Origin of the sequence: Agromyces sp. Soil535 (assembly GCF_001428255.1) — a bacterium.
Taxonomy (GTDB): domain Bacteria; phylum Actinomycetota; class Actinomycetes; order Actinomycetales; family Microbacteriaceae; genus Agromyces.
In genome coordinates this window covers 409,376-422,627 of record NZ_LMRW01000012.1, presented here as the reverse complement: position 1 = coordinate 422,627, position 13,252 = coordinate 409,376, and the positions used below count along the sequence as shown (strand labels likewise).

General features: G+C 71.6%; 13 protein-coding genes. 4 read left to right on the top strand and 9 right to left on the bottom strand.

Annotated elements, in window-relative coordinates:
- The 3 genes from ASG80_RS11300 to ASG80_RS11290 form a co-directional block, all read right to left on the bottom strand.
- Positions 1-1,029 (bottom strand): 6-phosphofructokinase, encoded by a 1,029-nt coding sequence (locus ASG80_RS11300; protein ID WP_056730967.1) that lies wholly within the window; start codon positions 1,027-1,029, stop codon positions 1-3.
- A 120-nt stretch (positions 1,030-1,149) separates the two neighbouring features.
- Positions 1,150-3,273 carry a DEAD/DEAH box helicase gene (locus ASG80_RS11295; RefSeq protein WP_156401793.1) on the bottom strand — a complete coding sequence of 708 codons (2,124 nt, stop codon included), beginning with the start codon at positions 3,271-3,273 and terminating at the stop codon, positions 1,150-1,152.
- A 226-nt stretch (positions 3,274-3,499) separates the two neighbouring features.
- A complete protein-coding gene (locus tag ASG80_RS11290) occupies positions 3,500-4,231 on the bottom strand; it encodes a ZIP family metal transporter (protein ID WP_056730964.1) in 732 nt (243 codons plus the stop codon).
- Positions 4,232-4,311: 80 nt separating this feature from the next.
- Here ASG80_RS11290 and ASG80_RS11285 point away from each other — a divergent pair, with 80 nt between their 5' ends.
- Positions 4,312-4,521: a hypothetical protein gene (locus ASG80_RS11285; RefSeq protein ID WP_156401791.1), complete on the top strand. Its 210-nt coding sequence runs from the start codon at positions 4,312-4,314 to the stop codon at positions 4,519-4,521.
- 62 nt (positions 4,522-4,583) lie between these two features.
- Here ASG80_RS11285 and ASG80_RS11280 read toward each other — a convergent pair whose 3' ends face one another.
- Positions 4,584-6,533, bottom strand: coding sequence for a DUF2207 domain-containing protein (locus tag ASG80_RS11280; RefSeq protein ID WP_056730588.1), 1,950 nt, complete (start codon positions 6,531-6,533; stop codon positions 4,584-4,586).
- A gap of 87 nt (positions 6,534-6,620) precedes the next feature.
- On the opposite strand from ASG80_RS11280, the gene ASG80_RS11275 reads away from it, so the two are divergent.
- From ASG80_RS11275 to ASG80_RS11265, 3 genes are read left to right on the top strand one after another with little or no spacing between them, the layout of a single operon-like run.
- Positions 6,621-6,899: a metal-sensitive transcriptional regulator gene (locus tag ASG80_RS11275; protein ID WP_056730587.1), complete on the top strand. Its 279-nt coding sequence runs from the start codon at positions 6,621-6,623 to the stop codon at positions 6,897-6,899.
- A complete protein-coding gene (mmuM, locus tag ASG80_RS11270) occupies positions 6,896-7,813 on the top strand; it encodes a homocysteine S-methyltransferase (protein WP_200952546.1) in 918 nt (305 codons plus the stop codon). Before ASG80_RS11275 ends, mmuM begins: the two co-directional genes overlap by 4 nt.
- A gap of 33 nt (positions 7,814-7,846) precedes the next feature.
- The gene (locus ASG80_RS11265; protein ID WP_156401789.1) at positions 7,847-8,389 is read left to right on the top strand and encodes an O-acetyl-ADP-ribose deacetylase; all 543 of its coding nucleotides are present in this window, start codon (positions 7,847-7,849) and stop codon (positions 8,387-8,389) included.
- Between the two features lie 36 nt (positions 8,390-8,425).
- On the opposite strand, the gene ASG80_RS11260 is transcribed toward ASG80_RS11265, so the two are convergent.
- The 5 genes from ASG80_RS11260 to deoC form a co-directional block, all read right to left on the bottom strand.
- Positions 8,426-9,394 (bottom strand): glycerophosphodiester phosphodiesterase family protein, encoded by a 969-nt coding sequence (locus ASG80_RS11260; RefSeq protein ID WP_056730582.1) that lies wholly within the window; start codon positions 9,392-9,394, stop codon positions 8,426-8,428.
- A gap of 115 nt (positions 9,395-9,509) precedes the next feature.
- Entirely contained in the window at positions 9,510-9,749 is a 240-nt protein-coding gene (locus ASG80_RS11255; RefSeq protein WP_056730579.1) for a hypothetical protein, read from the bottom strand.
- 2 nt (positions 9,750-9,751) lie between these two features.
- Complete coding sequence (locus tag ASG80_RS11250) at positions 9,752-10,612, bottom strand: aldehyde dehydrogenase (RefSeq protein ID WP_056730577.1); 861 nt, start codon at positions 10,610-10,612, stop codon at positions 9,752-9,754.
- Positions 10,609-12,189: an aldehyde dehydrogenase family protein gene (locus ASG80_RS11245; protein ID WP_082590152.1), complete on the bottom strand. Its 1,581-nt coding sequence runs from the start codon at positions 12,187-12,189 to the stop codon at positions 10,609-10,611. Before ASG80_RS11245 ends, ASG80_RS11250 begins: the two co-directional genes overlap by 4 nt.
- Positions 12,190-12,206: 17 nt before the next feature.
- The gene (gene deoC, locus ASG80_RS11240) at positions 12,207-13,214 is read right to left on the bottom strand and encodes a deoxyribose-phosphate aldolase (RefSeq protein ID WP_056730575.1); all 1,008 of its coding nucleotides are present in this window, start codon (positions 13,212-13,214) and stop codon (positions 12,207-12,209) included.
- Positions 13,215-13,252 lie beyond the last annotated feature (38 nt).

The window sequence follows — 13,252 nt, the reverse complement described above, 5'->3', positions numbered from 1 at the left end:
TCAGCCGAAGAGGATCTTCGCCTCGTCGTAGCGGGACTGGGGCACGCGGTTGAGGCTGCCGACCGCCTCGGCGATCGAGACGGTCTTGATGTCGGTGCCGCGGAGCGTCACCATCGAGCCCCACGCGTGCTCGTACACGGCGTCGACGGCGTGCATGCCGAGCCGCGTCGCGAGCACCCGGTCGTACGCCGAAGGCGCACCGCCGCGCTGGATGTGGCCGAGCACCGTGTCGCGCGACTCGATGCCGGTGCGCTCCTCGATGATCGGGGCGAGGCGCTCGGCGATGCCGCCGAGACGGGGTCGGTTGAACGCGTCGAGGCCCTTGTGCGAGTGCGCCTCCTCCATCTCGTCGAGGTGGAAGCCCTCGGCGACCACGACGAGCGGGGCGCGGCCGCGCTCGCGGACGGATTCGACCCACTCGCAGATCTGGTCGATCGATTGCGGCTGCTCTGGGATGAGGATGGCGTGCGCGCCGCCCGCCATGCCGGAGTGCAGCGCGATCCAGCCGACGTGGCGACCCATGACCTCGACGACGATGCAGCGTCCGTGCGACTCGGCCGTGGTGCGGAGGCGGTCGATCGCCTCGGTGGCGATCTCGACGGCCGTGTCGAAGCCGAACGAGTAGTCGGTGGCCGCGAGGTCGTTGTCGATGGTCTTCGGCACCCCCACGATATGGAGGCCGGCGTCGGTGAGGCGGCGGGCGGCCGTGAGGGTGCCCTCGCCGCCGATCGCGATGATCGCGTCGATGCCGTTCGCGTCGAGCATGCGCTGGATGTTCTCGGGCCCGCCGCCCTCCCCCTCGAACGGGTTGGTGCGGCTCGAGCCGAGGATCGTGCCGCCCTGCTTCGACAGGCCGCGCACGTCGTGACGGGTGATCGGCATGAAGTCGCCCTCCACGACGCCCTTCCATCCCCAGCGGAAGCCGATGAACTCCGCGTCGTACGTGATGACGCCCTGCAGGACCGAGCCGCGGATGACGGCGTTCAGGCCCGGGCAGTCGCCCCCGCTCGTGAGGATCCCGATCTTCATGGTGTGCACGACTCCAAGGTGCTCGACGCGAACATGGTTGTTGCCGGAGGCCGCGACGTCGGGGCGTATCGACTGCGGCAGTCTATAGCGTTCCCCGACCGTGCCCGCCCGCCGGCCGGACTAGAGGGCGCCGTCGAGCGCCGCCCGCAGCAGGTGCTGCAGGGCGTCGAGCTGCACCGAGTCCGCCGAGCCCGGCTCGACGTCGCTGCCGTCGAGTGCGCGAGCCGCGAGGCCCTGCTTCGAGTCGATGAGCTCGGCGATGCGTGCGTCGATCGTGTGCGCCGCGATGATGCGCCAAGCGGTGACGGGCTCGTCCTGGCCGATGCGGTGCACACGATCGATGGCCTGGGTCTGCTCGGCGGCCGTCCAGCTGAGCTCGGCGAGCACGACGTTCGACGCGGCCTGCAGGTTCACCCCGACGCCCGCCGCGGTGAGCGAGCAGACGGCGACCGCCACCTCGGGGTCCTTGTTGAACGCGTCGATGGCCGCCTGCCGCTGCAGCGCCGTCTGGTCGCCGCGCAGCGACACCGTGCGGAGGTCGCGCGCGGCGAGCGCGGCCTCGGCCTGGTCCATGACGTCGATGTGCTTGGCGAAGAACACCACCTTGCCCACCGAGCGGGCGAGCTGCGCAGCGTAGTCGGCCGCGAGCCCGGCCTTCGCCTGGCCGATGCGTCGCACCATCGTGAAGACGTTCTCGCCCGACTTCGCCGACTTCGACTCCTCCAGCTCGGCGTGCGCGACGGCGCGGATGAACTGGTCGCGCTGGTCCTCTTCGAGGTCGCCGATCCGCAGGTTCCGCGCCTCGACGAGCGCGCGGAACCGGCCGACGAGCCGGTTGCCGAGCTCGCGCTCCGCGGCGCGCACCGAGCGGCCGAGTTCATCGTCGAGCTCCACGGGGAGGTCGGCGATCCGCTTGTCGGGCAGGTCGGCGGCCACGTCGACCTTGCGACGGCGCACGATGCCGAGGTCGATCACGGTGCGGCGCGCCTCGGAGTAGAAGCCGTGGTCGGCCGGCGTGAGCCCTGCCTCCTCGAGCCTGCCGAGGAGCAGCGGCGACGGCCTGTCGCCCTGGATCCAGCCGAGGAACTGCCAGATTGCACGGAAGTCGTCGACGTCGTTGATGAGCGGCGTACCGGTGAGCGCGAGCAGGAGCGGGTCACCGCCGGGCGCGGCACGACGGATGCGGTCGGCGAGTGCGAGCACGTTGCGCGAGCGCAGCGACTGCAGGTTCTTGATGAAGTGCGCCTCGTCGACGACCATGCCGCGGAAGCCCAGCGTCGACAGCCACGCCATATGCCGGTCGAGCACGTCGTAGTTCACGACGACGACGTCGGCGAACGCGTCGAGGCTGTCGCCGTCGCCGTGGATGACGGTGGCGCGCCGGTGCGGTGTCCACCGCTCGACCTCCCGCGCCCAGTTCATCTTCACGACGTTCGGCACGACCGCGAGCAGCGGGTAGGCGTCGGCGACGGATGCCGCGAGCACCGACTGCGCGGTCTTGCCGAGCCCCGGCTCGTCGGCGAGGAGGAAGGTGCGGTGTCCCTCGCGAGCCGCCTCGATGAACCGGATCTGGTGCTTCATCAGCTCGAGGCCGCGTGGCGAGAGCCGGTCGACCTTCGGCGCCTCGGGCAGCTCCATGCTCGCGGCATGGCCGCCCGAGCCGATCTCGAACGACTTGAAGAGCGGCCCGAGCAGCTCCCAGTTCGCGAGGCGGCGCACCGGCACCACGGGCGCGGAGGGCTTGGAGAAGTCGGGGGCGAGGAACGGGTTCGCGAGCTGCCGCGACCGGACGGAGGCCGGGATGACCTGGTTCTCGCCGAGCTCGGGCCGGGCCTCGGGCTCACGCGTGATGATGAGCTCGTCGGGGCTGAGCTCGGCCCCGGACTCGAGGAGCCAGTCGCGACGGAATCGTTGCGCGACCGTGGAGATCGAGGCATCCGACTCGAGGAGGGCGATGAGGCTCGTGTCGCGGGCCGCGGTCTTCGCGAGGATCTGCGCGATGCCGTCGAGGCGCTTGAGGAGCTCGGCACGGGCGGCGTCGGTGACGTCGGGGTCGGACTTGACCCGGGCACGCTCCTCGCGCATGAGCAGCGCGATGACCTGGAACTTCGTGCGGTTGGTCGGGCCGAGCTTGCCCTTCTGCGCCTTCGTCTCGACCTCGCGCACCTTGCGCGCGAGGATCGGGATGATGGGTGCGTCGTCGTCGCGCGAACGCGTTCGCTGGCGCTGCCTCGTCTGGGCCATGGTCCTCCCGTTCATGTGCCGTCCCCGGCTCGCCCCCTCGTCACCGGTGGCGGTGGTCGGGACCGCTCGGGACGGCTCGAAAGCCGCCGCATGCGGTACGCCGAATCCCGAACCGAGCAGCGCACGAGCCGGGCTCACGCGGTCGGCCGAAGAACGGATTCGTCGGGCGCCCTGCCATTCTAGCCGGAGCCGCGCCCGCTCGGCGACGCACGACGCGCGACGCGACTCAGCCGAGCACGTGGACGGTGTAACCCAGTAGGAAACCTGCGGTCACGAGGAGACCGGTGAGCGCGTGCGCGGAGCGGAACGCCTCGGGGATCATGGTGTCGCAGATCATTGCGAGGATCGCACCGGCCGCGATCGCCGTGATGAATGCGGTGACCTCGCCGCTCGCCGTGTCGAGCAGCACGTAGCCGAGCAGCGAGGCGAGGGCGCACGCGAGGGCGATGCCGACCCAGAGCGAGATGACGAAGCCGGACGAGCGACCGCTGCGCCTCAGTTCTGCGGTGCTCGAGAGGCCCTCGGGCACGTTCGAGATGACGATCGCGATGAGCACCGGCATGCTGACCCCGCCGCCGCCCACCATGCTGAGGCCGAGCACCGCGGACTCGGGGATGCCGTCGAGCAGTGCGCCGAGGGCGATGCCCGCGCCGGTGCCGGGATACTCGCTCGTGCCTCGCGGGTGGCGCTGGTCGAACCGGTCCAGGAGCTGGTTGGCGGCCACGTAGACGATCGCGCCGACGGCGAATCCGAGGACCGTGGGCACGATGCCGCCCTCGCGCTGCGCCTCGAGCACGAGGTCGAATGCGAGCGCGGAGATGAGCGTGCCCGATCCGAGTGCCATGATCGCGGCGACCACCCGGGTCGGCACCTGCCCGAGCAGCGCGATGATCGCGCCCGCGAGGAGCGCACCTCCGGCGAGCAGGCCAGCGAGGGTCGCACCGATCCATTCCGGCATGCTCGGAGCATACGGTGCCGACCGCACGCGGGCCGGGATTCGCCCATGCGGGCTCGACCGAGTCGGCCTATGCTTCAGCCATGGATGATCTCGCGGGGGCGGGCGCCATCTCGCCCGACGAAGACGACGAATTCACGGTCGCGCAGGACACCGAGTTCGACGAAGACGAACTCGCCGCCGACGACGACCACCGCCCGCTCGATGACAGCCTCGGCGACGAGGTGTCGGGCATCGACGAGGAACGCCGCGTCGACCTCCGCGACGAGCGATCCGTCGACGAAGAGGACTGACCCCGCGACCTGTCACCGGCCGGCCGACACCGGCCGGCGATACCGGGCCGGCCTGCCGCCGGTCAGACTCCTCCGCCTCCGCCGCCGCCCCCGCCGCCGCCCGACGAGCCGCCGCCGCCCGAGCCGCTCGACGACGAGCTCGAGCTCGATCCCGACCACGACGAGCTCGATGCCGACGAGAACGACGACACCGCCACCGAGAACGCGCCGACGTTGAAGCCGTCGCGTCCGGAGTACCAGCTCGGGGACTCGCCGCGGGCCTCGTAGAGCGCCGCGAGCTCGCGGCTCCACTCCCGCTCGAGCCCGAACAGCACCGCGTACGGCAGGAGGCGCTCGTTGAGCTTCAGCACCACGGCGGGGTCGAGCGTGGCGGTCGTGGTCGAGGCATCCGTTCCCGAAGGCGTCGTGCCGGTCGCCTGCGCGACCCCGGCGACGGATGCCGCGGCAGGCCGGTCCACCCGCATCGCGCCGCTCGGGCTCTGCAGCACGCGGAGCCGATCGGCCTCGGCGAGCCGGATGTAGAGGCGCAGCCCCTCGAGGTGGTCGCGAGCCTCGCGCCCCCGCTCGGTGAGCGGCCGCACGCCGGCGACGACGAACACCGTGACGATTGCAGCGAAGATCGCGGCGGCGAAGAGCACGAACGGCCATGGCCCGCCGCGTCGGTCGTCGAGCGCGATGGCTCCGAACACGACGCTGAGCGTCGCGGCCCCGATCGCGCCGACGGCGAGGAGCACGCGGATGCCGAGGTCGGGCCGCCGGCGGAGCCCCCGCTGCACGACCCGTTTGGCGGAGGACTGCCGTAGCGCGAGCAGCCGCCGGCCGAGCACGACGTCCCTGGACTTCAATTCCCGCCGCGCGCCCGGGACGGGATTGCCGTGGAAGAGCGCCAATACGACCGAGCGCGCGTCGCCGTCGCCCGCCTCGCCGCCGACGAACTCGACGGCATACTTCCTGCGCCCGGTCTCCACCACGCGCAGCTCCCCCTCGACGGCACGGTCGAGGATGGTCGCCGTCACGCCCTTCTCCGGATGTCCCACGAGATCGGCGGCGGCCATGGCGCTGACGTCGTCGGGCGGCTCGTACTGCGCGACGATGATGCCGCGGCCGGGGTGGTTGCGCCAGCGCACGACGCGGAGCACGATCGCCGAGACCAGGGCGAGCACGGCGAGGGCGGCCGCCACGGCGCCCGCGATCGCCGCAGGTGAGGAGAGGAACGACTCGTCGCGCGGCTCGAATGTGCCGGGCGCGAACGCGACCGCGATCGTGAGGTTCTCGTAGGGGCCGATCACGGATGCCTCGGCGAGCACCACCGGAGGCGAGGTATCCGTGACCGCGAGCGATTCGCAGGGGGTCGGCGAGCCCGTCCAGCCGCGATAGCAGGCGGTGTCCCCGGTGAAGCCCTCCGCGACGTCCGCCGACATCCGCAGCTCGGCGCGCACGCGGCCGAACGGCTGGGCCCAGCCCGTGCCGTTGACGTCCCAGTAGAACTCGTCGATCGCGGCGTCGTCGGGCTCGAGGGTCACGTTGTGCTGCGTGTAGCGGATCACGTACGTCTGCTCGCCGTGCACGAAGTCGTCGGCGCGCACCGTGATGAGGAGGAACTCGCCGTTCTCGTCCTCGGCGACCTCGTACCCCCGGGGCGCGCCCGAGGCATCCGTCACCGACTCCACGCGGATGTCGGTGGGATGCCCCTGGTAGTCGAGCGGGATCGCGCGACGGATGCCGCGGTTCTGGTCGAACTCGGGGAACACCGCGACGAGCGTCTCGGTGGTCGCGAGCACCGACCGCTTCGCATCGTCGCGGGCGAGCTCGTACACCGCGTCGAACGACGCGAAGGTGAAGTCCTCGACCCCGGCGGGCAGCGCCGACACATCGCCGGGCCCTCGCGCACTCGAGGCCGAGGATGGCGCCGACTCGCGGGGCTGAGCGGCTACCGCGGCGGCGGCGGGGCCCGCAACGAGTGCGACGGCGACGAGCGCGACGGCTGCAGCCCGGGCCGAGCGACGGATCATGCCCCAACGCTAGCGCCCCGGCGTTCGTCGGGGACACCCCCGGGATACCCAGAGGGGTATCTGGTGCGCACAAGGTATCCTGATCTCGTGATCGATGACATCAAGAAGCGCGCCCTGCACCGCACCAAGGTCATCGAGGGCCAGCTGCGCGGCATCGAGAAGATGATCGAGAACGAGGACTACTGCGTCGACATCATCACGCTGTCGCTCGCCGTGCAGAAGTCACTCGGCTCGCTCAACAAGCTGCTCGTCGAGAACCACCTGCGCACTCACGTGAGCGAGATGTACGAGACGGGCGGCGAGCAGCGCGAGGCGGCCGTCGCAGAGCTCGTGCGCATCTTCGAACTCTCCAACAATCGGGGATGACCCAGCGGATGCCGCGGCCCTCGCTGCTCGATGCCCTCGCCGACGGGCCCCTCGTGCTCGACGGCGGCCTCGGCACGCGCCTCGAGGACCTCGGCGCCGACGTCGCCTCCGACCTGTGGAGCGCCCGCGTGCTCGCCGACCGACCGGATCTCGTGCTCGCGGCGCATCGCGACTACTTCGCCGCCGGCGCCGACATCGCCATCACCGCCTCCTACCAGGTCACCTACGAGGGGTGCGACCGCGCGGGCCTCGACCGGAGGGCCACGACGGAACTGCTCATCCGAAGCGTCGACCTCGCTCGTCGCGCCCGCGACGAGGCGGGCCGCGGATGGATCGCCGCGTCGATCGGCCCATACGGCGCCATGATCGGCGACGGCTCCGAGTACCGCGACCTCGGCCTCGGCGTCGCCGAGTTGCGCACCTGGCACCGTGAGCGCCTGCGCGTGCTCGCCGACGCCGGCGCGGACCTGCTCGCCGCCGAGACCGTGGCGACGCTCGCGGAGGTCGAGGCGATCGTCGCCGAGCTCGACGGCACGGGCGTTCCCGCCTGGATCACCGTCACGCCGGACGGCGGCCGCATGCGCAGTGGTGAGCCACTCGCCGAGGCGTTCGCCGTCGCCGCCTCGAGCGACGAGGTGGTCGCGGTGGGAGTGAACTGCTGCGCGCCGGCCGAGGTGGCGGGCGCGATCGCAGTCGCCCGTGGGGTGACCGGCAAGCCGATCGTCGCCTACCCGAACAGCGGGGAGACCTGGGACGGGGCGTCCCGCACCTGGCACGGGACGCCGGTCTTCCCCTCCGCGCTCGTTCGGGCGTGGCGCACGGCGGGCGCCGCCGTCATCGGCGGCTGCTGCCGCACGGGGCCGGGCGAGATCCGCGCGATCGCCGAAGCGCTGTCGCCCGGCCGCGCGGCCTGAGACGAGGCCGTCCCAGGGAGGGGAGGCGCCATCGTGACCCGCATCGAACTCGCCATCGGCGACATCACCGCCGAACGCGTCGACGCCATCGTGAACGCCGCCAACTCGAGCCTGCTCGGCGGCGGCGGCGTCGACGGCGCCATCCACCGAGCCGGCGGACCCGAGATCCTCGAGGAGTGCCGAACACTCAGGGCGACCACGTTCCGCGCCGGCCTGCCGACGGGCGAGGCCGTCGCGACCGGCGCGGGCCGGCTCGCCGCGCGCTGGGTGATCCACGCGGTGGGCCCCGTGTGGCCGGGGCCGGGGGCCGAGGCCGACGCGCGGCGCGAGTTGCTGCGCGCCGCGTACCGCAACTCGCTCGCGGTCGCCGCGCGGCTCGGCGCGGCATCCCTCGCCTTCCCCGCGATCTCTGCCGGCGTGTACGGCTGGCCGGCCGACGACGCCGCCATGGTCGCGCTCGAAACCGCCGCAGGGTCGGATGCCGCGCCCGGGCTCGTGCGCTTCGTGCTGTTCTCGGAGCGGATGCACGAAGAGTTCCGCGCCGCCGCCGATCGGCTCGGCTTCGACGTGGACTGACCGCGCGGGTGCGGCGCGCGTGCCCGTGACGCGAGGTCAGGTGCCGGGCGCCGTCACTGCGAGCCACTCGTCGAGCTCGCTCGGCTGGTCGGTGATGATGCCGTCGACGCCCAGCGCGCTCACCTCCTGCCAGCGTTCGTGGGAGTTCAGCGTGTAGCAGAGCACGGCGACCCCGGCCTCGTGCAGCGCCTCGAGTGCCCCCGGCGCCGCCGAGACGGATGCCGCCGTCGTGCCGAAGCCGACCACGCCGAGCCGCTCGGCGAGCGGCACGGGATCGGCCGGCAGCTCCCGGATGAGCATGATGCGCGGCGTCGTCGGCGACACGCGCTGCACCGCGAACAGGGTCTCCAGGCTGAAGCTCTGAAGCACGACCCGGCCGCGCAGCTGGTGCCGCTCGACGAGGTCGACGACCGTGCGCACCTCCTCGACGGTCCAGTCCGCCTTCAGCTCCACGAGTGCGCGCGCCGACTCCCGGAGAGCGAGGGCTGCGAGGAACTCGTCGAGGGTCGGCATCCGCTCCCCCACATGGTCGCGGCCGTACCATCCGCCGACGTCGAGGCGGCGGAGTTCGTCGAGGTCGAGGTCGCCGACCGACCGCCGGTCGCCCGTCACGCGCTCGAGCGTGCTGTCGTGGAACAGCACCGGCACGCCGTCGCGGCTCAGCTGCACGTCGGTCTCGACGAAGGAGAGGTCGTCCATGGCGAGCTCGAGCGAGGGCATGGTGTTCTCGGGTGCCTCCGCGCGGTCGCCGCGGTGTCCGACGATGAGTGCGGCCTCGCCGGGCACCCGGAGTGCGCCGAACACGTCGACTGCCGAGGCCGTCGTGGGCGTGGTCGCGACGAGCAGCAGCGCGGCGATGGCGAGGGTGCAGACCAGGGCGCAGGCGATGCGCACGGCGCGTCGAGGCGGATGAGACAGGCGATCGAGTGCGGAACGCGCCGGGAGGCGCGTGGGACGGGCGGGCGGTGCGATCCTCGGGTCGATCGCATCGGGCGTTCGGGTCACGGGCGTCGGGCCTTTCCACCGATCGCGCGCCGTTGCGCGACGGTGCAGGTCACTCTAGCAACATCGTTACCGTTTCGTTACCTCCACACGCTGGGCCCGCACCCGTGCACCGTGGTCAGCCCCGTTCGTTGCCTCGACGGTAGTCGCCGGTCGCGCGTGCCAGCAGGTGCTGCGCCTGTGAATCGTCGGCACGCTGCAGGGCGACGATGAGCCGCGCGGCATTGCCGCCGCCCACGGTCAAGACGACCCGGCCACCGCGGGAGACGATGACCCCGCCCTTCTTCGTGACGCGGTAGTCGAACGGGTCGGCGACCAGTCGTCCCCGCTCGTCGGATGCCCCGCCCCGGCCGCTCATCGCTACCGCAGGCTCTTCGTGTGCCAGACCGTCTTGGTCTCGGTGAACGCGCTGATGCGCCCGAGCGCCGGCGCCGCGGCATCCGGGCCGGACTCGGGCCGGAGCACGCGCTTCAGCGTGTCGGCCGCGGCGATCTCGAGCGAGATCCAGTCCAGGTCGCCCGCACCGACGAGGTCGATCGCGTTGACGTCGGAGTGGCTCGCGAGCCAGGGCGCGATCTCGGCGGGCGAGCCCGTCAGCACGTTGACGACGCCCTTCGGCACGTCGCTGGTCGCGAGCACCTCGGCGAGGCTGATCGCCGAGAGCGGGAACCGCTCGCTCGCGACCACGACCACGGAGTTGCCGGCGACGAGGGCCGGCGCGACCGCCGACACGAAGCCGAGGAGCGACGTGTCCTGCGGCGCGATGATCGCGACGACACCGGTGGGCTCGGGCACCGAGATGTTGAAGTACGGCCCCGCCACCGGGTTCGCATTGCCCGCGACCTGCGCGAACTTGTCGGCCCAGCCGGCGTACCAGACCCAGCGGTCGATCGACTCGTCGACCTGCGCCGACGCCACGGCGCGCGACACGCCCTCGGCCTCCTCGATCTCGGCGACGAACTGCGCCCGCCGCCCCTCGAGGAGCTCGGCGATGCGATAGAGCACCTGGCCGCGGTTGTACGGGGTGGCGCCGCCCCAGCCCCCGACCGCGCCACGCGCGGCGACGACCGCATCGCGGGCGTCCTTCCGCGAGGCCTTCGCGGCGTTGGCGAGGAACCCGCCGTCGGCCTTCAGCACCTCGTAGGTGCGCCCGGACTCGCTGCGCGGGAAGGCGCCGCCGATGTAGAGCTTGTACGTCTTCGGCACGGCGAGGCGGCTCATCGCTTTGATCCCTTCGTCGCGGAGCGTGCTGATCGAGGAGACCGCTTCGCGGTCGTCTCGAGATCTGCCGGTGCCGTACCCGAGGTCTCGAGACGGCGCTGCGCGCCTCCTCGACCAGCGGTGATCGCGGCCTGGCCGATCGGCGCGGGCGACAGGTACGCCGCGAGGCCGTGACGGCCGCCCTCGCGGCCATAGCCGGACTCCTTGTAGCCGCCGAACGGGCTCGACGGGTCGAATCGGTTGAACGTGTTCGCCCAGATCACGCCGGCCCGCAGCTGGTCGGCGACCGCGAGGATGCGGCTGCCCTTGTCGGTCCAGATGCCCGCCGACAGGCCGTACGGCGTGTTGTTCGCCTTCGCGATGGCCTCGGCCGGGGTGCGGAAGGTCAGCACCGAGAGCACCGGCCCGAAGATCTCCTCGCGGGCGATGCGGTACGACGTCTGCACGTTCGTGAAGATCGTCGGCGCGTACCAGAACCCGTTCTCGGGGATCTCGCACGGCACGCTCCAGCGATCAGCCCCTTCGGCGACGCCGATGTCGGACAGTTCGCGGATGCGCTCGAGCTGCTCCTTGGAGTTGATCGCCCCGATGTCGGTGTTCTTGTCGAGCGGGTCGCCGAGGCGGAGTGTGGAGAGGCGCTGCTTCAGCCGCTCGACCACCTCATCGTGGATGTTCTCCTGCACGAGCAGGCGGCTGCCCGCGCAGCACACGTGACCCTGGTTGAAGAAGATGCCGTTGACGATGCCCTCGATGGCCTGGTCGATGGGCGCGTCGTCGAAGACGATGTTCGCGGCCTTGCCGCCGAGCTCGAGCGTCGCCCTCTTGTCGCTGCCCGCGATCTGCTTCGCGATGGCACGGCCGACCGCGGTCGACCCTGTGAACGCGACCTTGTCGACGCCCTCGGCAGCGACGAGCGCCGCTCCGGTGTCGCCCGCGCCCGTGATGATGTTCACGACGCCCGGCGGCAGGTCGGCCTGCTGGATGATCTCGGCGAAGATGAGCGCCGTGAGCGGCGTGGTCTCCGCGGGCTTCAGCACCACGGTGTTTCCCGCGGCGAGCGCCGGGGCGATCTTCCACGCCAGCATGAGCAGCGGGAAGTTCCACGGGATCACCTGGGCGGCGACGCCGAGCGAGCGGGGATTCGCGCCGAGGCCGGCGTGGTCGAGCTTGTCGGCCCAGCCGGCGTAGTAGAAGAACCACGCCGCGACGAGCGGCACGTCGACGTCACGCGACTCCTTGATGGGCTTGCCGTTGTCGAGCGACTCGGCCACGGCGAGCTCGCGCGTGCGCTCCTGCACGAGCCGGGCGATGCGGAAGAGGTACTTGCCACGGTCGCGGCCGCTCATGCGCGACCACGTGCGGTCGTAGGCGCGCCGGGCCGCGGCGACGGCGTCGGCGACATCCGCCTCGTTCGCGTTGGCGATCTCGGCGATCCGCTCCTCGCTGGACGGCGAGATGGTCTGGAAGGGTGTGCCGCGGCCGTCGACGAACTCGCCGCCGATGAAGAGGCCGTAGCGGTCGCGAAGCGACAGGATCGCCCGCGACTCGGGTGCGGGTGCGTACTCGAGGAAGCTCATGGTTCGGTGCTCTCGTCTCAGTCGATCGTCACGTAGTCGGCGCCGGAGTAGTGACCGGTCGTCATCTTCTGGCGCTGCAGCAGCACGTCGTTCAGGAGGCTCGACGCCCCGAAGCGGAAGAGGTGCGGCTGCAGCCACTCTTCGCCCGCGGTCTCGGCGACCGTCACCAGGTACTTGATCGCGTCCTTCGAGGCACGGATGCCGCCGGCGGGCTTCACGCCGATGCGCTGGCCGGTCATCAGGTGCCAGTCGCGCACGACCTCGAGCATGAGGAGCGTGACCGGCAGCGTGGCCGCCGGCTGCACCTTGCCCGTGGAGGTCTTGATGAAGTCGCCGCCCGCGAGGATCGACAGCCACGACGCGCGTCGCATGTTGTCGTAGGTCACGAGCTCGCCCGTCTCGAGGATGACCTTGAGGCTCGCACTCGTGCCGTCGGGGCGGCGGCACGCCTCCTTGACGGCCGCGATCTGGTCGAACACGAGGCCGTAGCGACCTGCGAGGAACGCGCTGCGGTCGATGACCATGTCGATCTCGTCGGCGCCGGCGGCGACGGCCTCGGCCGTGTCGGCGAGCTTGATCTCGAGCGACGAGCGGCCGCTCGGGAACGCGGTCGCCACGGCGGCCACCGAGATCAGCCCGTCATCAGGGTCGCCGTGCGCCCCTCCGAGCGCCTCGATCGCGTAGGGCACCAAGTCGCCGTAGACGCAGACCGCGGCGACGCGCGGGGTCGTGGCATCCGAGGGATCGGGGTTCACGGCCTTCGCGACGAGTGAGCGCACCTTGCCGGGCGTGTCGGCGCCCTCGAGGGTCGTGAGGTCGATGAGCGAGATGATCAGGTCGAGCGCCCGCTTCTTGGAGCTCGTCTTGATCGAGCGGGTACCGAGACCCGCGGCGCGCTGCTCGAGGCCGACGGCGTCGACGCCGGCGAAGCCGTGCAGGTAGCGCCCGAGCGTCGCGTCGTCGGGTTCGCCGCCGAGCACGGCGAGCGCGCGCTCCCGGGCGGTGACGAGGGAGGTGCCTGACATGGTGGTGAACCTGGCTTTCGTGTCGGTCGTGCAGCGGC

Coding starts and splice junctions, on each gene's coding strand:
- ASG80_RS11290 (WP_056730964.1), bottom strand. CDS start 4,231: ATGCCGGAATGGATCGGTGCGACCCTCGCTGGCCTGCTCGCCGGAGGT.
- ASG80_RS11245 (WP_082590152.1), bottom strand. CDS start 12,189: ATGAGCTTCCTCGAGTACGCACCCGCACCCGAGTCGCGGGCGATCCTG.
- ASG80_RS11280 (WP_056730588.1), bottom strand. CDS start 6,533: ATGATCCGTCGCTCGGCCCGGGCTGCAGCCGTCGCGCTCGTCGCCGTC.
- ASG80_RS11250 (WP_056730577.1), bottom strand. CDS start 10,612: ATGAGCCGCCTCGCCGTGCCGAAGACGTACAAGCTCTACATCGGCGGC.
- mmuM (WP_200952546.1), top strand. CDS start 6,896: ATGACCCAGCGGATGCCGCGGCCCTCGCTGCTCGATGCCCTCGCCGAC.
- deoC (WP_056730575.1), bottom strand. CDS start 13,214: ATGTCAGGCACCTCCCTCGTCACCGCCCGGGAGCGCGCGCTCGCCGTG.
- ASG80_RS11300 (WP_056730967.1), bottom strand. CDS start 1,029: ATGAAGATCGGGATCCTCACGAGCGGGGGCGACTGCCCGGGCCTGAAC.
- ASG80_RS11295 (WP_156401793.1), bottom strand. CDS start 3,273: ATGGCCCAGACGAGGCAGCGCCAGCGAACGCGTTCGCGCGACGACGAC.
- ASG80_RS11255 (WP_056730579.1), bottom strand. CDS start 9,749: ATGAGCGGCCGGGGCGGGGCATCCGACGAGCGGGGACGACTGGTCGCC.
- ASG80_RS11285 (WP_156401791.1), top strand. CDS start 4,312: ATGGATGATCTCGCGGGGGCGGGCGCCATCTCGCCCGACGAAGACGAC.